The 21608-nt window shown below is 50.9% G+C and carries 18 protein-coding genes and 2 tRNA genes; 9 read left to right on the top strand and 11 right to left on the bottom strand.

What is annotated here, in order from left to right; all coding sequences use genetic code 11:
• Positions 1-20: 20 nt before the first annotated feature.
• The 4 genes from KUA46_RS07275 to lon are packed head-to-tail and all read right to left on the bottom strand — an operon-like array spanning position 21 to position 6602.
• Entirely contained in the window at positions 21-1703 is a 1683-nt protein-coding gene (locus tag KUA46_RS07275) for a DEAD/DEAH box helicase (protein ID WP_218486959.1), read from the bottom strand.
• A gap of 48 nt (positions 1704-1751) precedes the next feature.
• Positions 1752-2993, bottom strand: coding sequence for an LptF/LptG family permease (locus tag KUA46_RS07270; RefSeq protein ID WP_218486960.1), 1242 nt, complete (start codon positions 2991-2993; stop codon positions 1752-1754).
• Between the two features lie 13 nt (positions 2994-3006).
• A complete protein-coding gene (gene tgt / locus KUA46_RS07265) occupies positions 3007-4134 on the bottom strand; it encodes a tRNA guanosine(34) transglycosylase Tgt (RefSeq protein WP_022121351.1) in 1128 nt (375 codons plus the stop codon).
• A 2-nt stretch (positions 4135-4136) separates the two neighbouring features.
• The gene (lon, locus tag KUA46_RS07260) at positions 4137-6602 is read right to left on the bottom strand and encodes an endopeptidase La (protein ID WP_218486961.1); all 2466 of its coding nucleotides are present in this window, start codon (positions 6600-6602) and stop codon (positions 4137-4139) included.
• Positions 6603-6825: 223 nt separating this feature from the next.
• On the opposite strand from lon, the gene KUA46_RS07255 reads away from it, so the two are divergent.
• Positions 6826-7569, top strand: coding sequence for a tRNA1(Val) (adenine(37)-N6)-methyltransferase (locus tag KUA46_RS07255; protein WP_218486962.1), 744 nt, complete (start codon positions 6826-6828; stop codon positions 7567-7569).
• Between the two features lie 173 nt (positions 7570-7742).
• Here KUA46_RS07255 and KUA46_RS07250 read toward each other — a convergent pair whose 3' ends face one another.
• Positions 7743-8783, bottom strand: coding sequence for a diacylglycerol/lipid kinase family protein (locus KUA46_RS07250; RefSeq protein ID WP_218486963.1), 1041 nt, complete (start codon positions 8781-8783; stop codon positions 7743-7745).
• 195 nt (positions 8784-8978) lie between these two features.
• Here KUA46_RS07250 and spt point away from each other — a divergent pair, with 195 nt between their 5' ends.
• The 7 genes from spt (at position 8979) to KUA46_RS07215 (ending at position 13902) form a co-directional block, all read left to right on the top strand.
• Positions 8979-10169 (top strand): serine palmitoyltransferase, encoded by a 1191-nt coding sequence (gene spt / locus KUA46_RS07245; RefSeq protein WP_006849118.1) that lies wholly within the window; start codon positions 8979-8981, stop codon positions 10167-10169.
• A 304-nt stretch (positions 10170-10473) separates the two neighbouring features.
• Positions 10474-10547 (top strand) — tRNA-Pro (locus tag KUA46_RS07240).
• Between the two features lie 37 nt (positions 10548-10584).
• A tRNA-Pro gene (locus KUA46_RS07235) sits at positions 10585-10658 on the top strand.
• 126 nt (positions 10659-10784) lie between these two features.
• On the top strand, positions 10785-11351 hold the full coding sequence (locus tag KUA46_RS07230) for a cytidylate kinase family protein (protein ID WP_153113424.1): 567 nt from the start codon (positions 10785-10787) through the stop codon (positions 11349-11351).
• Positions 11352-11422: 71 nt separating this feature from the next.
• Positions 11423-11728 (top strand): CidA/LrgA family protein, encoded by a 306-nt coding sequence (locus KUA46_RS07225; protein WP_229775070.1) that lies wholly within the window; start codon positions 11423-11425, stop codon positions 11726-11728.
• Positions 11725-12417, top strand: a complete 693-nt coding sequence (locus KUA46_RS07220) for an LrgB family protein (RefSeq protein WP_153092949.1) — start codon at positions 11725-11727, stop codon at positions 12415-12417. The genes KUA46_RS07225 and KUA46_RS07220 overlap by 4 nt, the downstream gene beginning before the upstream one ends.
• A 42-nt stretch (positions 12418-12459) precedes the next feature.
• Entirely contained in the window at positions 12460-13902 is a 1443-nt protein-coding gene (locus KUA46_RS07215) for a right-handed parallel beta-helix repeat-containing protein (RefSeq protein WP_218486964.1), read from the top strand.
• A 304-nt stretch (positions 13903-14206) separates the two neighbouring features.
• On the opposite strand, the gene KUA46_RS07210 is transcribed toward KUA46_RS07215, so the two are convergent.
• The 3 genes from KUA46_RS07210 to KUA46_RS07200 form a co-directional block, all read right to left on the bottom strand.
• The gene (locus tag KUA46_RS07210) at positions 14207-14689 is read right to left on the bottom strand and encodes a cytidine deaminase (RefSeq protein ID WP_153138430.1); all 483 of its coding nucleotides are present in this window, start codon (positions 14687-14689) and stop codon (positions 14207-14209) included.
• Positions 14690-14713: 24 nt separating this feature from the next.
• Complete coding sequence (locus KUA46_RS07205; protein ID WP_218486965.1) at positions 14714-16003, bottom strand: M64 family metallopeptidase; 1290 nt, start codon at positions 16001-16003, stop codon at positions 14714-14716.
• 85 nt (positions 16004-16088) lie between these two features.
• The gene (locus KUA46_RS07200; protein WP_022121340.1) at positions 16089-17012 is read right to left on the bottom strand and encodes a glucosaminidase domain-containing protein; all 924 of its coding nucleotides are present in this window, start codon (positions 17010-17012) and stop codon (positions 16089-16091) included.
• 147 nt (positions 17013-17159) lie between these two features.
• Between KUA46_RS07200 and KUA46_RS07195 the strand changes: the two genes are divergently transcribed.
• Positions 17160-17576 carry a 2-amino-4-hydroxy-6-hydroxymethyldihydropteridine diphosphokinase gene (locus tag KUA46_RS07195; protein WP_153083548.1) on the top strand — a complete coding sequence of 139 codons (417 nt, stop codon included), beginning with the start codon at positions 17160-17162 and terminating at the stop codon, positions 17574-17576.
• Positions 17577-17637: 61 nt separating this feature from the next.
• Here KUA46_RS07195 and nrdG read toward each other — a convergent pair whose 3' ends face one another.
• The 3 genes from nrdG to coaW form a co-directional block, all read right to left on the bottom strand.
• The gene (gene nrdG, locus KUA46_RS07190) at positions 17638-18153 is read right to left on the bottom strand and encodes an anaerobic ribonucleoside-triphosphate reductase activating protein (RefSeq protein ID WP_022121338.1); all 516 of its coding nucleotides are present in this window, start codon (positions 18151-18153) and stop codon (positions 17638-17640) included.
• Position 18154: 1 nt separating this feature from the next.
• Entirely contained in the window at positions 18155-20374 is a 2220-nt protein-coding gene (locus KUA46_RS07185; protein ID WP_218486966.1) for an anaerobic ribonucleoside triphosphate reductase, read from the bottom strand.
• 368 nt (positions 20375-20742) lie between these two features.
• Positions 20743-21576 carry a type II pantothenate kinase gene (gene coaW, locus KUA46_RS07180; protein WP_022121336.1) on the bottom strand — a complete coding sequence of 278 codons (834 nt, stop codon included), beginning with the start codon at positions 21574-21576 and terminating at the stop codon, positions 20743-20745.
• Positions 21577-21608: the final 32 nt, after the last annotated feature.

Raw genomic sequence — 21608 nt, 5'->3', positions numbered from 1 at the left:
TTTAAAAGATAATTTATTTCCTATTTCTTGAATCCGAAGATGCGCTTGATGAATTTCTTCACAGCGTTTTCTTGCTTCTGTGGATTTACGATAGGAGTGTGCTTGCGTGCAGCCGGCTTGTCGCCCTTTTTCTGGGCTACGCCTCTGCCACGGCCGTTGCTGCCTGGGCGAACATTGTTCTCGTTGCCTGGGCGCTGCTGGTTGCTGTTATTGCTGTTATTGCGGCGCTTCTGGCTGTTGCTGTTCTTTGGCTGCTCGCCTGGCTGGGCTGGCTTTCTGTTCTGCTGCTTTGCGTTCTGCTGCCTGTTGCCCTGCTGAGGCTGCTGCTTTGCGTTCTGCTGCCTGTTGCCCTGCTGTGGCTGCTGCTCGTTGCTGCGTGGCGCTTTTTCCTGACGCTCGTTTGGCTTGTTTGGCTTGCGCTTGTGAGAAGTCTGGTCGCGGTCTTTCTGTCGGCGGTTCTTGGCGCTGTTCTTTCCGGCCTCGCCGTTTCCGCCGTTACCGCGTCTGTTGTTTCTTCCGTTTGCGCCTTTCTTCTTCGGCTTGTTGAGCTTGATGTATTCAGGACCTTCGCCGCATCCCTCAGGGAGAGGCATCTTGTCTACCACCTTCTCCAGGAACTTCTCTATCTGCTGGAACCAGTACTGGTCTTCTTCGCTCACGAAGGTGATGGCTCTACCATCGCGGTTGGCACGGGCTGTACGGCCGATGCGGTGAACGTAATCTTCTGTATCGTGAGGAACATCGTAATTGATGACCATCTCAATATCATCGATGTCGATTCCGCGCGCCACAATATCGGTAGCTACGAGAACATCATACTGTCCGCTCTTGAACTTGAACATCACATCATCGCGCTCAGCCTGTTCCAGGTCGCTGTGCATGGCTCCGCAGTTTACTCCAATCTGCTGGAGGGAAGCTGCGAGTTGCTTCACCTTGAATTTGCTGCCGCTGAAGACGATGACGCGCTTCAGGTCGCCTGCCTTGAAGATGTCCTTGATGATGGTCATCTTCTGGGTTTCGTAGCATACGTATGCTTCCTGCTTGATTTTCTCGGCTGGCTTGCTGACTGCAAGTTTGATTTCTACCGGATTCTTGAGCAGGGTCTTAGCCAGTTCTTCTATCTTCTCAGGCATGGTTGCCGAGAACATGATGGTCTGGCAGGTCTTTGGCAGTTTTGCCGCGATGGTCTTGATGTCTTCTGAGAAACCCATGTCGAGCATGCGGTCGGCCTCGTCGAGAATGAAGAAGCTTACCTTGCTGAGGTCTACATTGCCCAGAGAGATATGGGAGATGAGGCGGCCCGGGGTGGCGATGACTACATCGGCGCCCATGCGGAGGCTGCGCAACTCCTGATCGTAACGGTTGCCGTCGTTGCCGCCGTATACGGCTACGCTGCTCACGCCCTGCAGGTAATAGCCGAAGCCTTGCATCGCCTGGTCTATCTGCTGGGCGAGCTCGCGGGTTGGTGACATGATGACGCAGTTGATGGCGTCTTTAGGATAACCGCCGTCATCGAGCTTGCTCAATACTGGCAGCAGATAGGCTGCGGTTTTGCCGGTTCCGGTCTGGGCTACGCCCAATACATCGTGACCTTCTAATATCTCTGGAATGCACTTTTCCTGTACTGGAGTGCATGTGTCGAAACGCATGTCATATAATGCGTCGAGCACGTTGTCGTTTAAATCTAATTCGTCGAAATACATTTTTTTTTAATGTTGAATGTTGAATGTTGAATGTTGAATGTTGACTTTTTACCTCGGTGCCTTGCGGTAGCAGAAGTAGGCTACGATGGCGAAGAGGAAGTTTGGAAGCCACGCTGCCAGAACAGACGGGAAATTGGCCTGGATGGCGAAGGTGGCAGAAACCGTCTGCAGCATGATGTAGCCGAAACTCAGCGCAAGACCAACGCCCAATGCTGCTCCCATGCCGCCCTTGCGCTTGCGGGCTGAGAGGGAGACACCGATGATGGTGAGGATGAACGAGGCGAAGGAAGAGGCGATGCGCTTGTGGTATTCTACCTCGTACTGCACCACGTTGCCCGAACCGCGGTTAATCTGCTTGGAGATGTAATCACGGAGCTCAGGACTGGTGAAGGTTTCCTGCTGACCTTTGGAATAGACCAGGTCGGTAGGTTCCATCATGATGATGGTGTCCTTCTGGGCTCCGCTCGTAATATGCTCCTTCATGCCCTGGAGCTTGCGGATTTTCCAGTTGCTCAGTTGCCAGTGATACTTGCTGTCGGAAATGGTGTCGTACTGGATGTCCATCGCTGTAAGGTGGCTTACGAGTTTCTTGTCCTGGAACTTGTCGAGACAGAATCCGTAGCCGCGTTTCATGCTGTTGTCGTAATGCTGCATATAGGCAATCACTCCCTTGTCTACCTGCAGCTGTACATTCTCGGCACTGGTATTCTTCTTCTTGTTCTTGTACATCGTCTCGAAGTTCTGCCTGATGACGGTTCCGTGGGGAATGACGTAGGCTGAGAGCCCGAAGGAGAGGGCTGAGAGCAGCACGCAGGTAATCATGTATGGGCGGAGGAGACGCTTGAAGGATACTCCCGACGCCAGGATGGCGATGATTTCGGAATTGCTTGCCAGCTTGGTGGTGAAGAGAATGACCGCCACGAACACGAACAGCGCACTGAAGAGGTTGGCAAAATAGGGCACGAAGTTGGCGTAGTAATCGAAGATGATTGCGCGCGCCGGTGCATGGTGCTCTGTGAATTTTGACAGGTTCTCGTTGAAGTCGAAGACGATGGCGATGGAGATGATCAGGGCGATGGAGAAGAAATAGTAGCCCAGAAACTTCTTGATAATGTACCAGTCGAGCTTCTTGATGTACCTGAACGGGTTGAGAAACCTGAAAATGCGCAGGAACCGGAGCTTGTGAGCCAGCCAGCGCACAGCCCTGATGAGCCACCCGAACTTGCGGGAAGCCCATCGGCCGGTGCGGTAGAGCCGGCGGTGTTTTCTTATTTTCTTAAAATCTTTCATGATGCTTGCTTACTTAAATTCTTCGGCCAAGCTGGTCGATGATGGAATTCTTCCATGCCACGAAATCGCCCTGCTCGATATGATGGCGGGCATCGGTCACGAGGCGCAGATAGAAAGAGAGGTTGTGGATGCTGGCTATCTGCATCGCCAGCAGCTCCTGTGCCTTGAAGAGGTGGTGGAGGTAGGCCTTCGTGGTTACGAGGTCGATGTCGCAGCCGTCTGGATCTACCGGACTGAAGTCTTTCTCCCACTTCTTGTTGCGCATGTTCATCGTGCCCTGATAGGTGAAGAGCATGGCGTTGCGGCCGTTGCGGGTCGGCATTACGCAGTCGAACATGTCTACGCCGCGCTCGATGGCTTCGAGGATGTTCTGCGGGGTTCCTACGCCCATCAGATATCTCGGCTTGTCTTTCGGCAGGATTTCGTTCACTACTTCTATCATCTCATACATCACCTCGGTAGGCTCTCCTACGGCAAGTCCGCCGATGGCATTTCCGTCGGCTCCCTTGTCGGCAATGTATTTGGCAGCTTCGCGGCGCAGGTCCGGGAAGGTGCAGCCCTGAACGATAGGGAAGAGGCTCTGCTGATAGCCGTAGAGGGGCTCGGTTTCGTTGAACCGCTTGATGCAGCGGTCTAGCCAGCGCTGGGTGAGCATGAGGCTGTTCTTGGCGTACTGGTAATCGCTCTGTCCCGGTGGACATTCATCGAAGGCCATCATGATGTCGGCTCCGATGACGCGCTCGGTGTCCATCACGTTCTCCGGTGTGAAGAAGTGCTTGCTGCCATCGATGTGGGAGCGGAACTCGCAGCCTTCTTCCTTGAGCTTGCGGATGCCGGTGAGCGAGAAGACCTGGAAGCCGCCGCTGTCGGTGAGGATAGGACGGTCCCAGCCGTTGAACTTGTGCAGTCCGCCTGCTGCCCTGATGACGTCAAGACCTGGGCGCAGGTAGAGGTGATAGGTATTTCCGAGGATAATCTGTGCCATGACCTGCTTCTTGAGTTCCTCGAAGTGGACGCCCTTCACGCTTCCTACGGTTCCTACGGGCATGAAGATTGGGGTCTTGATCTGTCCGTGGTCGGTGGTGATGATGCCTGTACGCGCATCGCTTGCTTTATCTGTTACTTGTAATTCAAATTTCATTTCTATTCTTTTTTATCATTTTCCTCAATGCTGAAGTCTGTAGGGTTTTTCACCTTCTCGTCGGTCAGCGCGAACTGCCAGACGTCAGCCACATTCTCTACATAGTGGAAGTCTACGCCCTTGAGATATTTCTCCGGTATTTCCTCTACGTTTTTCTGGTTCTCCCTGCACATCACGATGTGCTTGATTCCTGCCCGCTTGGCTGCCAGAATCTTCTCCTTGATTCCGCCTACCGGGAGCACTTTGCCGCGGAGGGTTATCTCGCCGGTCATGGCTGTGTTGGCACGCACCTTGCGCTGGGTGATGGCTGAGGCGATGCTGGTGGCGATGGTGATTCCGGCAGAAGGACCGTCTTTCGGGGTGGCTCCCTCAGGCACGTGGATGTGGATGTTCCACTGCTCGAAGATGCGGTAGTCTACCTGCAGCAGGTCGATGTGCGACTTGACGTATTCCAGTGCGATAATGGCTGATTCCTTCATCACGTCGCCCAGGTTTCCGGTCAGGGTGAGCTTGCCTGCCTTGCCCTTGCTGAGCGAGGTTTCGATGTAGAGGATTTCGCCGCCCACTGAGGTCCAGGCCAGTCCGGTTACCACTCCTGCATAGTCGTTGCCCTGGTAGATGTCGCGGTTGAACGGCGGATTGCCCAGCAGGTCTTTTACTTCGGCAGGGGTGATGGTGTAGTTCTTCAGCTCCTGGTTGCAGGCAAGTTTGTAAGCCATCTTTCGCAGACTCTTGTCAATCTGCTTCTTCAACTGTCTTACGCCGCTCTCACGGGTATAGTGCTCGATGATGAACTCGAGGGCATTCTTGTTGAAGCTTACCTTCGGCGAAACCTTGTCGAGTCCGGTGCTTTCCAGCTCTTCCGGTACGAGATGGCGCTTGGCAATCTCTGTCTTCTCTTCGGTGATGTAGCCGCCTACTTCTATCAGCTCCATACGGTCGAGGAGCGGACGCGGAATGACGCTCAGGTCATTGGCTGTGGCGATGAAGAGCACCTTGGAGAGGTCGTAATCCATATCGAGATAGTTGTCGTGGAAGGCATTGTTCTGTTCCGGGTCCAGCACTTCGAGCAGGGCTGATGCAGGGTCGCCGTTGAAATTGCTCTGCGCCACCTTGTCAATCTCGTCGAGGATGAAGACCGGATTGCTGCTGCCTGCCTTCAGCATGTTCTTGATGATGCGGCCCGGCATGGCTCCCACATAGGTGCGGCGGTGACCGCGGATTTCGGCTTCATCGTGCAGACCGCCCAGCGACATGCGTACATACTTGCGCTTCATGGCTGCTGCGATGCTCTTGCCCAGACTGGTCTTTCCTACGCCCGGAGGACCGTAGAGGCAGAGGATAGGACTCTTGCCGCCGCCGTTCAGCGCTCTTACGGCGAGGAATTCCAGGATGCGCTCTTTCACATTCTCCATGCCGTAGTGGTCGTGGTTCAGAATGCGCTTGGCACGGGTCAGACTGAGGTCGTCCAGGGTGTAGGAGTTCCAAGGCAAATCTACCATGGTCTGCAGGAATCCTATCTGTATCGAATAGTCAGGGCTCTGCGGGTTCAGGGTGTCGAGCTTGGCAATTTCTTTCTTGAAGATTTTGGCAGTTTCTTCGCTCCAGTTCTTCGTTTTCGCCTTCTCCAGAATCTCCTTCTTCTCCGGACTGGCGTTGCCTTCTCCCAGTTCTTCCCTGATGTTCTTAATCTGCTGCTTGAGGAAGTATTCCTTCTGCTGTTCATCGAGGTCGTAGTGGGTTTTGTTCTCAATCTCAGTCTGGATGCGTAGCAGATGGCGCACCTTGTTCAGGGATCTGATGGCAATCATGATGCGCTCGCTGAGCTTTTCCTCTTTCAGCATCTTGATTTTATCCTCGATGCTGAAAGGAAGGAGGGAGCACATGAAGTTGCACTGCATGTGAATGCTCGACAGTTCATTGATTGCCTGGATAGCATCATCAGAATAGTTGGCGCTTGATTTGATATAGTCTGTCGCTTCGTAATGGAAGTTCTCGTAGAGCATTCTGAAGAGTTCATCGTTGTTCTCGTCAGGCCATTTCTCCGGAAGACTTTTTACGTCAATTACTGTGTAAGGCTCTTTTTGAACGAGATGTTTCATCTGACATCTGCCCAGACCCTGGATGATGATGCTCATCTGCTCTGTGCCAGGCATCTTGATCACCTTGATGAGTTTGGCGAAGACACCTACAGGGTAGAGGTCTTCTTCGTAGGGCGATTCTGTATCTTTGTTCTTCTGGCAGAATACGCAGAATATGGTGTCTGGTTTCTTTTCCAGCATCCGGACGAGATTCAGACTTTCCTTTCTGCCCACAACGATAGGGGTCATGTTGGTAGGGAAAACTACAATATCTCGCATGCAGAGGGTAGGGTACAAGCCTTCTTCCTGGTCTTCGATCAGGGTTTTCGGGTCGCCCTCGTAATCTGCAATCATTTGTATTCGGGTACTTGTTCTTCTATTATCCATTTTGTTATGATTTCTATTTTCCGTGCAAAGGTACTCATTTTTTATGAAATATCGTGGAAGATGATAGATTATTTAATAATAAAATTGCTTTTTCTATATATTAGTACCCGTTTTTATAGATGTGAGTAGCTGCTTTTGCAGGTGGAAGTGGCAATTTCTGCTGCTTGCGATAAAATAAATTGGCGGCGCATTCGTTTTCTTCTGTAAAGAGACAGAAGAATTTATGGGTAATTTTCGATTTAAACAGTTTGAGATAGAGCAAGACCGTTGTGCCATGAAAGTGGGAACTGACGGCGTTTTGCTGGGTGCATGGGCGCAAGGTGGCAGGCGGATTCTGGACATTGGTTCCGGAACGGGACTGATTTCGCTCATGATGGCGCAGCGTTTTCCTGAAGCTGAGGTAGTGGGGATTGATATGGATGCTGATGCCTGCGGACAGGCGAGGGAGAATGTGATGGCAAGTCCGTTTCGCGACAGGGTGGAAATAGAATGCTGCAGACTGCAGGATTTCGGGGGAACTTCGGAAGCTGCTGAGGCTTCTGGAACTGCTGAAGGTTTGAAGGCTGCCGGTGTTTTTGATGCGATAGTGAGCAATCCTCCGTTCTTTGTAGATAGCTTGAAAAATCCGGACAGTAAGAGGGCGATGGCGAGACATACGGACAGCCTTCCGTTCCGCGATTTGTTTGCGGGGGTAAAACGGCTGCTTTCTGATGACGGTGTTTTCTCTGCAATTGTTCCCGTAGAAGTAGTGGAGCAGTTTGTTGCAGAGTCTTGTATATTAGGCTTTTATCTTATACGGAAGTGTGGTGTAAAGACGGTAGAGCGCAAGCAGCCCAAGCGCTTTATGCTGAGTTTTGCCAAACATCGTATTTCGCCTTATGAAGAGTATGTTGAAACGATGATGGATTCGCAGGGAAACCGCTCGGAATGGTATAGGAAAATAACGGAAGAATTTTACCTTTTCTAGGAGTGTTGAATGGATAGGGGAATGTTGAGTGTTGAATGTTGAATGTTGAATTTAGAGGGAGTGTTGAGTGTTGAATGTTGAATGTTGAATGGATTGGGGGCAACACTCAACACTCAACACTCAACACTCAACATTCAACATTCAACATTCAACATTCAACACTCAACATTCCCTCAAAGGTTCAGCTTCTTCTGTACCAGTTTGCTGATAGCTTCTACTCTTTTGCTCTGGCGCTGGATGTCTTTATGAATATCATCGCGCACGGCATTGATGTCGTTGAAGAAATCGGCAAAGGCAGACTGAATCATGTTCGGCTTGCGGTCGTTCTTGTTGGCAAATGGGTTCACCACCATCTTGATTCCCTTTTCTTCCAGGTGAACATCAATCTCTGCACCCGTCATCACAGGGTCGCCATCATAATGGATTACGCCTGGCTGACTGCGGGTGATATGGAGCTTCTTGCAGCGGAACGACTTGATCTTCGAGTTCTTGTCCAACGTCTTGTTGAACATGTCGAAACTTACCTGAGGCGCCTCGATGACATCGAATGGTTCCATGATGACGACATCCATCAAACCATCGCTCATGGATGCTTGAGGGGCAATATAGGCATTGTTGCCATACTGAGATGCGTTGGCACAGGAAATGAGGAACGCCTTATACTGCTTGGTGCCCGTCTCGTCCTCCAGCGTGTACGTCTCAGGCTTATACTTCAATCCCTCGCGCAGGATATTTTCAGCATAAGTGATAGGACCACGCTTGCCGCTCTCGGCAAACTTCATGCTGACGAAAGCGTCAAAGCCCATGCCGCAGGTGCAGAAGAACGGGTGGTCGTTGATGACACCATAATCCAAATCTCTAATCTGGCATTGGTTGATGACCTCTATGCATTTCTTCAGGTTCATCGGGAGCAGCAGATGTCTTGCCAGTCCGTTGCCCGAACCGCAAGGCAGAATGCCGAGGGCAGTATCGGAGTGAACCAGTGAGCGGGCCACCTCGTTGACGGTTCCGTCACCACCAACCGCCACAACCACATCTACATGGTTGTCCTTCGCTTCGGTAGCAATTTCCGAAGCGTGCCCAGCTCTTTCAGTCATTCTTATCTCGTACTCAAAAAGCTCTTTGTCCAAAACAGAATCTATCAGACTGGGAACTGCCGCCTTGCTGGCTGTTCCTGAAATCGGATTCATGATGAAAAGTATCTTTTTCTTCATTATATAGTCAAGAGTTTGTAAAATTTAGGCTACAAAAGTAATAAAAATACCCAAAATAACAAGAAATATCGATTAAAAAAACTATAAAAGTAAACTTTCTTATAAAAAAAGCCGTTTATTGAGTTCTTTTTTGTATCTTTGCACCCTGAAAGTTAGAAAAGTATAAAAAAAGAAAATAAAGTACACCTATTAATAATGGGACAATTACAAGAAAGATACAAGAATTATCGTGAACCTCAGAAGTATATGGCTGCCGGTGTGTATCCATATTTCCGTGAGATCACAAGTAAGCAGATGACAGAGGTAACCGACATCGATGGTCATAAGATTCTGATGTTCGGTTCTAATGCTTATCAGGGTTTGACTAACGACCAGCGTGTTATTGATGCTGCAAAGGCTGCGCTCGACAAGTATGGTTCTGGTTGTGCAGGAAGCCGTTTCCTCAATGGTACGCTCGATTTGCACGTGCAGCTCGAAAAGGAGCTTGCTGAGTTTATGGGCAAGGATGAAACTTTGTGTTTCTCTACAGGATTCTCTGTAAACCAGGGTGTCTTGGCTTGCGTAGTAGGTCGTAACGACTATATTATCTGCGATGACCGCGACCACGCAAGTATCGTAGATGGCCGCCGCCTCTCATTCGCTACCCAGCTTCACTACAAGCACAACGATATGGAAGATTTGGAGCGCGTGCTCTCTAAGCTCCCTGAGGAGGCTATCAAGCTCATCGTTGTTGACGGTGTGTTCTCTATGGAGGGCGACCTGGCTAATTTGCCTGAAATCGTTAAGCTCAAGCATAAGTACAACTGCTCTATCATGGTAGATGAGGCTCATGGTCTTGGCGTATTCGGCAAGCAGGGTCGTGGTGTATGCGACCACTTCGGTCTGACCGACGAGGTAGACCTCATCATGGGTACATTCTCTAAGAGTCTGGCTTCTATCGGCGGTTTCATCGCATCAGACAAGGATACTATCAACTTCCTCCGTCACAACTGCCGTACTTACATCTTCAGCGCTTCTAACACTCCAGCTGCCACAGCAGCAGCTCTCGAGGCTCTCCACATCATTCAGAATGAGCCAGAGCGTTTCGAGAATCTCTGGGATGTAACCAACTATGCCTTGAAGCGTTTCCGCGAGGAAGGTTTCGAGATTGGCGAGACAGAGAGTCCTATCATTCCTCTCTATGTACGCGATGCTGAGAAGACATTCGTTGTTACCAAGATGGCTTACGATGCAGGTGTGTTCATCAACCCTGTTATTCCTCCAGCTTGTGCTCCTCAGGATACATTGGTACGTTTCGCACTCATGGCTACTCATACAAGAGAGCAGGTTGAGCAGGCTGTCCAGATCTTGAAGAAGATTTTCGTAGAAGAGGGAATCATCAAGTAAAATCAGATTTGCCGGTCTTCTCGGTTTTTACGGATTCGGGCAGCCGGTTTCTGATTTAAAAGTTTAGCAAGTATGGTTGCGGTTCTTTGCCGCTACTATATATAATAAGGTATAAGGGCAATTCCGGATAGGGGTTGCCCTTATTTTTTGCCTGTTTCCCAGCCATTTTGCATTTAAATGCATATTTTTTTGAAAAAAGTTAGGGAAAAATTTGGTGGAATCGAAAAAATGTAGTACCTTTGCACTCGCAATTCAGAAATGATGCTTAAAGCAATGCTTAAGAGGTATCGTAGAGATGAGTAAGCGGGGTGTAGCGCAGCCCGGTAGCGCTCCTGTTTTGGGAACAGGTGGTCGCAGGTTCGAATCCTGTCGCCCCGACTATTTTCTCTCACTCAAACCTTTAGCAAAGCACAAGCGGGGTGTAGCGCAGCCCGGTAGCGCTCCTGTTTTGGGAACAGGTGGTCGCAGGTTCGAATCCTGTCGCCCCGACACAAGAAAGCTAAGAAGAGTCAAATCTTCTTAGCTTTTTTGCTATATAAAACTCCCGCCCAGAATGGGCTGGAGGGGGATAACGCAACAGAGTAATTATTATATACGTTTTAATTTTATAGATTTATGATTATTACGATAGCGCGCCAGTGTGGATGTGGCGCTATTCGCGTGGGCAAGCTGCTCGCCGAAAAGTATGGTATTCCTTTTTATACCCGTAAGAATTTGATGGAAATGGCTGAACAGAGAGGAGTGCTCGACGAGATGGAGGCTTTCTTCGATGAGCGGCCGGTAGATGAACTGCTCTTCTCGATGTCGTCGCTTGGCGAAACGCAGAGGTCGCTGACAGAAAAACCGCTCCGTACACTTGCCGATATGATAGGCGATGAAGACTGTATCATCATCGGCCGTTGCGGCAACTATATCTTTCGCGAGCGCAAAGACCTGATTTCTGTTTTCCTGAGCGGCAATCTGGAGGCTCGCATCAAGGGAATTCAGGAGGAGAAGGGCTTTTCGTATGAGGAGGCTGAGGAGTTTGTGGAGCACACCGAGGATTGCAGAGTGGCTTATCATAAGTATTATACAGACCTTACCTGGGGAAATGCCGATGATTACGACATCTGCCTGGATACTGTGCGCCTGGGCGTAGAAGAGACGGCAAGCCTCATTGAGCAGTACGTTAGCTTGATATAAATTCAAAGTAATTCAACATGAAGTTTTTAATTCAATTTTTGATAATCATAGCGTTCTCCTTTGCTGGGGAATTGCTCCATTTTTTGCTGCCATTGCCTATTCCGGCAAGCATCTATGGCATCATCCTGCTCTTCCTTGCGCTGGAAACAAAACTGATCAAGGTGAAGCATATCCGCGAAACCAGCAGTTTCCTCATTGCTATCATGCCCGTGATGTTTATTCCGGCTGCCGTAGGACTGATTGATTCCTGGCAGGATATCGGTAATGCATGGTTCCAGTATATCGTAGTTACGGTGGTCAGCACCTTCGTCGTGATGGGTGCTTCGGGCTGGATTACGCAGTTGGTAATCAGAAAAGGAAAGGAGGCGAAGAAATGAACCAGTTGTTCCAGGATTCGGTTTTCTTCGGCGTTCTCATCAGTCTGGCTGCCTACGGCATAGGCATGCTGCTGAAGCTGAAGACGGGATGGTCGCTGATGAACCCGCTGCTCATCTCCATCATCCTTGTCATCATCACGCTCCTGCTGACGGGCGTAGATTACAAGACCTATTCGGCGGGCGCCAACAGCATCAGCTATCTGCTCACACCAGCCACCATCTGTCTGGCTGTGCCGCTTTATCAGCAGGTTGAGCTTCTGAAGAAGAATTATCGGGCTGTGCTGATAGGTATTGTTTCGGGCGTGCTGGCGAGTCTCTGCTCCGTGCTCATTCTCGCCCTCATCTTCCATTTCGACCATGCGTCCTACGTTACCTTCCTGCCTAAGAGCATCACTACCGCCATCGGTATCGGCGTTTCTGAGGAATTGGGCGGTCATGTTTCGGTTTCGGTGGTTGTCATCATCGTAACGGGTGTGCTGGGCAACATCTTCGCCGAGAAATTCCTGAAGCTTCTCTCCATCAAGGAGCCTATTGCCAAAGGTATTGCCATCGGCTGTTCTTCCCATGCGCTGGGTACGGCAAAGGCGATGGAAATGGGTACCATAGAGGGAGCCATGAGCAGTCTGAGCATCGTGGTTTGCGGTGTGATGACGGTTGTAGGCTCATCCATCTTTGCTCTGTTTATGTAGAGACAGATACAATAATATTTCCCTTTTTCCGTTTTTATAGATATGAAACGGAAAAAGGGATTTTTGTATATAATGGGTGTAGGGATGGCGATGAGCGCCTTGCTTGCCAGTTGTGCCGACGATGAGAGTTTCTCAACGTCGAGGGGAGATGTGCTCTCGTTTTCGGTAGATACGCTGAAGATGGACACCACCTTCTCGAATGTGCCTACGCCTACCCGAAGCTTCTGGGTTTACAACCGTACGGGCAAGGCTCTGCGCTGCCAGTCGGTGCGGCTGGAAAATGGTAACCAGAAGGGCTACCGGGTGAATGTTGACGGCTCTTATCTGGGCACCGAAGCGGGATTCCAGACGCAGAATGTGGAGATCAGGAAGGGTGACAGCATACGTGTGTTCGTAGAACTGACTTCGGCGATGCAAAACAGCGAAGAGCCGCAGCTGGTGAGCGACAACCTGGTGTTTGCGCTGGAAAGTGGCGTGGAGCAGAAGGTGAACCTGAGGGCGTTTTCATGGGATGCGATGAAACTCAATTCGCTTGAGGTGAAGCAGGACCAGCTGCTGGAGAGCACGCTGCCGGTAGTGGTTTATGGGGGCATCAGGGTTGATGAGGCGGCTACGCTGACCATTGCTCCGGGCACCCAACTCTATTTCCACGAGAATGCGGGTTTGCAGGTGTTCGGGTCGCTGAAGATTGAGGGCGAAAAGAACAGGGAAGTGGTGATGCGGGGCGACCGACTGGACCACATGTTCGATTATCTGCCTTATGACCGCACACCGGGACAATGGCAGGGAATCAGACTGATGTCTTCGGCTCATGACTGCAGGATTTCGTTTGCTGATATTCATAGTACCTATGATGCAGTGATGATAGAACCGGGCGATGCTACGAAGCAGAAACTGCTTATCGAGAACGCTACGATTCATAACAGTCAGGGCTACGGTGTGAGGGTTGATTCTGCCAAGGTGCAGATTTATAACTCGCAGATAACCAACTGTCTGAACCATCCGCTCTATGTAGAGGGTGGCGATGTTGAGGTAAACGGCTGCACCATAGCCCAGTTCTATCCGTTTGACGGGCGCCGCGAGTCTGCCATCGGTTTTGCCTCTCCGCTGCCTCGTTTCGAGGTGAGAAATTCGCTCGTAACGGGCTATCATGATGATGAGGTGGTCTGGGAGGCTCCGAAAAAGGAGGATGCCTTCAATTTCCTCTTCGACCATTGTGTGTTGCGCACGGAGAAGCTGGAGACCGACGACAGTCTGAAGTTCACCCATGTGGTTTATGAGGACATCAAGGATACGACGGTGTTTGCCGAGAAGCATTTCCGCCTTTTCGACACCGACAATCTGAAGTATGATTTCCATCTGCGCAAGGAGTCGGCAGCAATAGGTAAGGCAGATGCCGAAACCCTGCCTGCAACCGACCGTGATGGTTTGCCGAGAAAGAAAGAGCAGCCTGCCGCAGGATGCTTTGAGTATAAGGAGGAATAATGATTATAAGGCGAAATAATGACTGAACTTTCGAATTTTTTCGCCACACGCCCTGAAAGGGCAGAAGCTCCTAGCCCAGGGCATCGCCCTGGGTAATTACGGACGCAAACCTGTCGCCCTGTAAGGGCAAAAGCTTTAAAATACCGGAATTAATAAAGCTTTTGCCCTTACAGGGCGACTTGCTGATTGCTATTACACCCAGGGCGCTGCCCTGGGCTAGGAGCTTCTGCCCTTTCAGGGCGTGCTGCTTCTTGAACTTTGGTTCTTTACCTTTCTTATTCCTTCATGTTCGAATCTACGAATCTTATTCCTTCATGTTCGAATCTACGAAGCAGAAGGGGAGAAGGTCTTTGATGCTGTCGAAGCAGTAGATGCCGTTCTCGCCATAGAGCAGGATGCGAACGGGGCGCTGGTAGCGGTCTTCCATCTCCAGTATCACCTGGCGGCAGGCTCCGCATGGCGAGATAGGCGACTTGAGGAAACCATTCCCGTTTCTCGCAGCGATGGCGAGCGTCAGGATAGGCTGGTCGGGATAGTTGCTCTGGGCACCGAAGATGGCGCTGCGCTCGGCACAGAGTCCCGACGGGAAGGCGGCGTTCTCCTGGTTGGCTCCAATCACTATTCTGCCGTCGCCCAAGAGCAGGGCTGCTCCCACATAGAAGTGGCTGTAGTTAGCATACGCATTGCTGGTGGCAGCCTTTGCCCTGTTTACGAGCTCCTGCTCCTGCTGGCTCAACTCTGAGAGCTGAGCCACCATGTATCTGATGTTTAGGGTTTGCTCTTTCATAGAGATAATGTTTTTATGATTTCTTTATTTCGTATAGAAGTCGATGATGTCCTGCAGCGCCTTCTTGCATACAGCACAGAATTCCGGCGTTTCGTTGATGCGCATACGGCAGTCCTGCACACCGCGGTAAACGCCCTTCACGCTGTATCCGGCACCTTCGAAGACACCCACCTTGCTCACCGCCTCCTTCTCTTTCTTTGAGAGCGGAGTAGGAATCTTGGTCTTCTTGTCTATCATGTTCTCCCATTTTCCGTGGAAATCGGCAAGGGTAGTGATGTTCTTCTCCCAAGGCTCTACATCGTGAGGATACATCGGTATCTGCTCCTGCTCGTAGGCGTATTCATCGGCAAGTCCGGCAAAGGAATGGCCAAACTCATGCACCACTACCGGCTTGAACCATTTCTGGTGGCAGGTGGTGAGATTGTATGAATTGAGGATGCCGCCACCGCCATACTTATCCGAATTTACCAGCACGATGATGTGCTCGTAAGGGGTACCTGCCAGCCAGTTGTGCAGGTCTTTGAGATGCAGGGTGGTAAGGTAGCGGTCGCTGTAGAAGGTGTCGAAATGAGAGCTGAGGGCGGTCTCGTGCCAGATGCCCTGGGCTGGGATGCTAGGTCCGCTCTGCTTGGATGGCGATTTTACGGCTACGATGTTGAAGCGATCTCTCATGCTCTTGAAGGGTTCGTGGGCGAAGATGGCCTCTGTAGCCTCCTGCGCATCTTTCAGAAAGACAGGCATCTCTGCATCGGTATAGCCTTCAGCCACGTATGCGATGTGGATGCATCGGGTGGTGTCGGCAGCCTGCTGCAGGGTGACGTATGGTGTAGGCTTGTTGCCTTTCTGATGAATCAGAATGTCTTTCGGCGCTACCTGGTGGGTGAGCGTGGTGGTTATCTCGCGGCGGTTGTTGCGCAGGTCGAGGGTGATGTCTACGGTATCTTTCGGCATCGGAACGAGGAATACGTTCTCGAAACTCTGCGTGTTCTTCTCTGCCTCAGGATAGGAGAGCCATTCCTGGAAGAGGGTGGAGAAGGAGTTGCGGTAGATGATTTTGCCCGAGCGGTGGTCGCGTACGGTTATCTGTCCGTTGCCCTCTACCGGGAGTTCGGCCAGTCGCTGCCGTTTGCCGTACCAGCGTGGCATTACGTTGAGTTCGTCTACGGCTATCATCTGCTGCTTCTGGTTGCCGGCAAAGGTATAGTCTACCCGCAGCGTCTTGTCTGTGAAATAGTCGTCAAAGTTTTGCGCCTTTATTGTGCCGGGCGCCATCAGTATCGCCATGGTGGCGAGGGATAATATCATTCTCTTCATTGTATTTTCATTTAAAATTCACATTCACATTCACATTTTATTCACATTTCTCACCGAATCACCAAGTGACCGAATCACTCATCACTTATCTTACCCTCAGTCGTGTTCCTACGCTTACCGGGATGTTAGGGTCGAGATGGTTCATCTTGTAGAGTTTCTCCAGTCGGATGCCATACTTCTGCGAGATGGCGTACATGCTTTCGCCCGGCTGTATCACGTGAGGGCGCTTCTTATACTGCTTAGGTGCCTTGGAGCGTTTCTTCTTCAGATAGATGATGTCGCCCTTGTGCAGCACGGCGTGCTTGTTGCGCTCGTTGTAGCGAGCCAGTTTGCGCCAGCTGATGCCCACCTCCTTGCCTATGCTCTTGAAGGTGTCGCCTTCGCGGGCATAGAGATAGTAATTCTTGTTGAAGATATGGATTGGGTGCAGCAATCCTTCGGCGTTTACAGGCTGGTCGGTACCGCTGTGGGTAGCCATGAAGCGGTCGTAGCGCTTGGCCTTGTCATACTGGTTGAGCTTGTAGAGCTCTATGATCTGTATCAGCTTGCTGGCATACTGCGGGTTGGTGGCGTAGCCGCAGGCTTTCAGTCCGCGAGCCCATCCCTTGTAGTCGTGCTGCGAGAGTTCGAAGAGGCGTGCGTAGCGTGGCTGGCGCGCCAGGAACTTGCTGTGGTCTTCGTAGCTGTCTCTTGCGTCCTGGTATACGCGGAAGCATTCGCCACGGGCATCATCGTCGTGGTACTGGGTTGGTCCCGTCCAGTTGTGACATTTTATGCCGAAGTGGTTGTTGCCCTGGCGTACGAGGTCGCTCCTTCCTGCCGCACTCTCAAACAGTCCCTGTGCTAGGGTGATGCTGGCTGGAATGCGGTAACGGAGCATCTGCTCGATGGCAAGATCCTTATACTGGTTGATATATGTCTGATAGGCCTGGTTCCACTTCAGCTGTGCGCCCATCGGGAGGCAGCAGAGCAGAGCGAGCCCTAAAATGTTTGCTTTTAGATGATTCATTCTGCAAAAATATAAAAAAAAACGGATAAATCGCGGTTTATTACAAAATTTTTAATATCTTTGCACAAAATATGACATACAAATGCAGGGGCTATCTGTCTCTTCTGAGAGAAACTGACTTGTTTTGTAGAAATAATGATTTTAATAATGAAAACTCGTACAAAAGTAATTATAGCTATCGGCTCTAACAGAAATCAGGAGGAGAATGTGTTGAAGGCGCATGAACATCTGAGTTGTATGTTCAAGAACAGCCTTTTTGGTCCGCGCATGTGGACTGAGCCTATCGGACTGGAGAATTCTGACAAGTTTCTGAATCAGGTGATGTTGGGGGAGACTATCTGCTCTAAGAAGTCTGTGCTTGCCGCGCTGCGGAGTGTGGAGCAGAGATGCGGACGCAGAATCCGTGGTCCTTATCGTAAGGTAGATGTTCCGCTGGATCTCGACCTTCTGCTCTATGGCGATGAGAAATTGCACGAGAGCGAGTGGGAGCGTGATTATATTCAGAGTTCTATCAGTTACCTCGAAGAGAAGGATGCTAAGAGGGATAGGAAATATTTAAGATAAGAAAATCCGTGTAATCCGTGCCCGAAAAAATAAACGGGAAACCCGAATCTGGTATGTAGATTTACAATACCGGATTCGGGTTTTCTGTTGTAAGATTGAGTTCTATCACTCTTCCTTCTTTCAGCGACTTCTGCACGTTGATGATGCGCTGGTTGCTGCTGCCCCTGAAGAAGAGGTCTTCATCGCGCAATGCCTGTACGAAGGGGCCGTCTACCAATACATCGATTTGGCGGAGGAGTTCCAGCTGCTCGGGATTCTTCACGAGGTTTTCGAAGAGATAACCCGTAAAGCACCAGATGCTCTTGCTGCTCTGCTCCCTGATGGCGCGCGCCAGCTCGGCAAAGCCCTTTGCCTGAAACATAGGGTCGCCGCCCGAGAAGGTGACGTTGGCGAAGGGGTCGCTCATGATTTCCTTCATCAGCTCGTCGGTAGAGGTCATCGTGCCGTGGCTGATGTCCCACGACTGCGGATTATGGCAGCCCGGACAATGGTTGGGGCATCCCGCACAATAAATGGATGTGCGGAAGCCCGGACCGTCTACCATCGTATCATGTACGATGCTTAATACGCTGATCATTTTACTTTTCCCCTCCGATATGGGTTACTCGGTCGTGGAGCTCGGCAAGCTTGCCGCTGTTCCAGCGGTCTGTAGTACCTACCAGATAACCGGTGATGCGCTGCAGCTTGTCGATGTGGTGGCTGCCGCACTTAGGACAAACCTCGAGGTGGGCGTCAGCATTCTCGTAGCCGCAGTCGAGACAGCGGTTGCGGTTGTGGTTTACTGAGCCGTAACCCATGTTGTACTTATCCATCATGTCTACCACGCTCTCGATAACAGAAGGGTTGTGGGTAGCATCGCCGTCAATCTCTACATAGAAGATGTGGCCGCCACGGGTCAGATCGTGGTATGGAGCCTCGACCTGTGCCTTCTTCAGGGCTGTACACTTATAGTATACAGGCACGTGGTTAGAGTTGGTATAATAGTCGCGGTCTGTAACGCCAGGGATGACGCCAAACTGCTTTCTGTCCTTCTTAGTGAACTTACCGCTCAATCCCTCGGCTGGAGTAGCCAGGATAGAGTAGTTGTGATGATACTGCTCGCTGAACTCGTTGGCACGGTCGCGCATGTAGGTAACAATCTTCAGTCCCAGCTCCTGTGCCTTCTCGCTCTCGCCGTGGTGCTTGCCGATGAGGGCAACCAGGCATTCTGCCAATCCGATGAAGCCGATACCCAGGGTTCCGTGGTTGATGACGCTCTCGATGGTCTCTTCCGGCTTCAGGTTTTCTGCGCCTACCCAGAGATACTTCATGAGCAGAGGGAACTGCTTGGCCATCGCCGTCTTCTGGAACTGGAAGCGCTCGTCGAGCTGCTTGGCTGTGATGTCGAGGATATTGTCGAGCTTGGCAAAGAACATGTCGATGCGCTGCTTTTCGTTTTCGATGCCCATGCACTCGATGGCGAGCTTCACGATGTTGATGGTAGAGAAGCTCAGGTTACCGCGGGCGATGCTGGTCTTCTCGCCCCAGCGGTCTTCGAACACGCGGGTACGGCAGCCCATGGTTGCAATCTCCCACTTGTAGCGCTCAGGATCATCAGCACGCCACTTCTCGTTCTGGTTGAAGGTGGCGTCGAGGTTCAGGAAGTTAGGGAAGAAACGGCGGGCTGTTACCTTGCACGCCAGCTTGTAGAGGTCGTAGTTTCTGTCCTCAGGCAGATAGTTTACGCCTCTCTTCTTCTTCCATATCTGGATAGGGAAGATGGCTGTTTCGCCATTGCCTACGCCCTGATAGGTGCTCTGCAGGATTTCGCGCATGATGCAGCGACCCTCGGCACTTGTATCGGTACCGTAGTTGATGCTTGAGAATACTACCTGGTTACCGCCGCGGCTGTGGATGGTGTTCATGTTGTGGATGAATGCCTCCATCGCCTGATGCACACGGTTCACGGTCTTGTTGATGGCGTGCTGCTCCAGGCGCTCGCGGCCCTGCAGCTCGTCGAGTGGCTTCTCTATGTAGTCGTCGATTGGCGCATCATAGAGGTTGCTCAGGTCTTCGCCTGTCAGCTTCTCCAGGTTCTTCACCTCTTCCTGGTACGACATGCGTACGTATGGAGCCAGATAGAAGTCGAAGGCTGGGATAGCCTGACCGCCGTGCATTTCGTTCTGGCAGGTCTCGAGAGAGATACAAGCCAGCACGGCTGCGGTCTCGATGCGCTTGGCAGGACGGCTTGAACCGTGACCGGCTGTGAAACCGTGGTTCAGAATCACGTCGAGCGGATGCTGCACGCAGGTGAGACTCTTGGTTGGGTAATAGTCCTTATCGTGAATATGTATATAGTTGTGCATGACGGCGTCGCGTACATCCTCTGAGAGGAGGTAGTCGTCGACGAATGGTTTAGTGGTTTCTGAAGCGAACTTCATCATCATGCCGGCTGGTGTGTCGGCATTCATGTTGGCGTTTTCACGGGTGATGTCGTTGTTCTTGGCATTGACGATGCTCATGAACACGTCGCGTGTCTTCGCCTTGCGGGCGATGTTACGCTGGTTACGGTATGCGATATACTTCTGGGCAACATCTTTGCGGGCACTCTTCATGAGCTCCATCTCGATGGCGTCCTGAATGGCCTCAACGCTCATCTGGCTCTTGCCGCGATAAGAGATGTGGTCGGTTATCTGCTCGATGAGAGTGGTATCTTCACCCTTGTCGGTATGTAACATGGCCTTGCGAATGGCTGCCATGATTTTCTGTTCGTTGAATCCAACGATGCGTCCGTCACGCTTTACTACTGTCTGGATCATTTTAGTATTACTTTTACGATTGATGTTTAAATTACTTAGTATTAAGTCCTTATGACTTGAAGAGGTAGATATGTACCTCCTTTTGACATTGCAAAGATATAAATAATTTCTGAAAGTAATTACTTTTGGACAACTTTTTTATCGTTAAAAAATATTAAGTCGCTGATAATCAGGAGGAAACGAAAAGTTTTGGAAAACTTTGATAAATTTCTGTTTTCCGAAACGTTTAAGTTGTTATCTATCAGCGTGTTGCGCATTTTGTGCGCTTGTGTGCGTTTTTCCCTTGTTGTCTGTGTGCCGTGGCAGGGGGTGGAAATGAAAATCGCCGCAACGCCCGTGTATAGGGCATTGCGGCGATTCGGGGGTGATTATTTTGCTTGTCGCTTATAGTCGAGCGCAGCTCCGATGGCTGTGCAGAATTCCGAGTATTTCGGTATTCTGAACCTCACTCCGTAGAGTTTCTCCATGGCTGGGAACACCTCGCGGCATTGCGGCAGCAGGGTGAGGTTGCCGATGAGCACGAAATCCTTGATGCCCGATTCGAGCGATGAGAGGATGGTAGCCGAACCTATCGACTGCAGCACCATCCAGATGAGTCCCATGGCGATGTCTTCGCGCGAAGCGTTGGCCTTGGCGTTGCTGAAGAGCGATGCGGTGGCGTTCATCGGGAGTCCGGGCAGAGGCTTGGCGCTGATGTCGCCTATCAGCAGGTTTATCTTGCTCACGTCGCCGTCCTTGGCGAGGTTGATAATCTGTTTGATGTCGTCGGTCTTGAGCATGATGCGGCTCAGTCCTGCCAGGGTTCCGCCGCCTATGCCGATGCCTCCGATGTGCCTTATCTCGTTGTCATCGCATTTTACGAGCGATGTACCGGTTCCCATGCTCACCACGATCATGCGGTCGAGCTTGCTCTCATATCGGGCGCCCAGTCCGTCGGCCACGAACTCCTCGCTCTTCGAGGTAGGCAGTCCGTAGATGGGCTCGTCGATATAGGCAGAACCTACGCCTGTGAGCATCACCTGTTCTACATCGCTCAGCGCAATCTTGTTGTCGTGAAGATACTTGCCGAAGGCTCCGTAGAGCGAGGTGATAGGGTCGGTGGCCTTGATGCGGATGGGGCTTACCACCACGCCGCTTTCATCGATACCCACAATCTTGGTCGTAGAGATGCCTACGTCGATTCCTATAACAATCTTTTTCATTCCTTTATATATATAATAATGTGTATTTTCGC

This window comes from Segatella copri (assembly GCF_019249765.2).
Lineage (GTDB): Bacteria > Bacteroidota > Bacteroidia > Bacteroidales > Bacteroidaceae > Prevotella > Prevotella copri_K.
This window is presented reverse-complemented; position numbering and strand designations above follow the sequence as displayed.

Bases quoted from the DNA above. Each gene is read 5' to 3' on its own strand.
- KUA46_RS07275 (WP_218486959.1), bottom strand. From the start codon at position 1,703: ATGTATTTCGACGAATTAGATTTAAACGACAACGTGCTCGACGCATTA.
- KUA46_RS07270 (WP_218486960.1), bottom strand. From the start codon at position 2,993: ATGAAAGATTTTAAGAAAATAAGAAAACACCGCCGGCTCTACCGCACC.
- tgt (WP_022121351.1), bottom strand. From the start codon at position 4,134: ATGAAATTTGAATTACAAGTAACAGATAAAGCAAGCGATGCGCGTACA.
- lon (WP_218486961.1), bottom strand. From the start codon at position 6,602: ATGGATAATAGAAGAACAAGTACCCGAATACAAATGATTGCAGATTAC.
- KUA46_RS07255 (WP_218486962.1), top strand. From the start codon at position 6,826: ATGGGTAATTTTCGATTTAAACAGTTTGAGATAGAGCAAGACCGTTGT.
- KUA46_RS07250 (WP_218486963.1), bottom strand. From the start codon at position 8,783: ATGAAGAAAAAGATACTTTTCATCATGAATCCGATTTCAGGAACAGCC.
- spt (WP_006849118.1), top strand. From the start codon at position 8,979: ATGGGACAATTACAAGAAAGATACAAGAATTATCGTGAACCTCAGAAG.
- KUA46_RS07230 (WP_153113424.1), top strand. From the start codon at position 10,785: ATGATTATTACGATAGCGCGCCAGTGTGGATGTGGCGCTATTCGCGTG.
- KUA46_RS07220 (WP_153092949.1), top strand. From the start codon at position 11,725: ATGAACCAGTTGTTCCAGGATTCGGTTTTCTTCGGCGTTCTCATCAGT.
- KUA46_RS07215 (WP_218486964.1), top strand. From the start codon at position 12,460: ATGAAACGGAAAAAGGGATTTTTGTATATAATGGGTGTAGGGATGGCG.
- KUA46_RS07210 (WP_153138430.1), bottom strand. From the start codon at position 14,689: ATGAAAGAGCAAACCCTAAACATCAGATACATGGTGGCTCAGCTCTCA.
- KUA46_RS07205 (WP_218486965.1), bottom strand. From the start codon at position 16,003: ATGAAGAGAATGATATTATCCCTCGCCACCATGGCGATACTGATGGCG.
- KUA46_RS07200 (WP_022121340.1), bottom strand. From the start codon at position 17,012: ATGAATCATCTAAAAGCAAACATTTTAGGGCTCGCTCTGCTCTGCTGC.
- KUA46_RS07195 (WP_153083548.1), top strand. From the start codon at position 17,160: ATGAAAACTCGTACAAAAGTAATTATAGCTATCGGCTCTAACAGAAAT.
- nrdG (WP_022121338.1), bottom strand. From the start codon at position 18,153: ATGATCAGCGTATTAAGCATCGTACATGATACGATGGTAGACGGTCCG.
- KUA46_RS07185 (WP_218486966.1), bottom strand. From the start codon at position 20,374: ATGATCCAGACAGTAGTAAAGCGTGACGGACGCATCGTTGGATTCAAC.
- coaW (WP_022121336.1), bottom strand. From the start codon at position 21,576: ATGAAAAAGATTGTTATAGGAATCGACGTAGGCATCTCTACGACCAAG.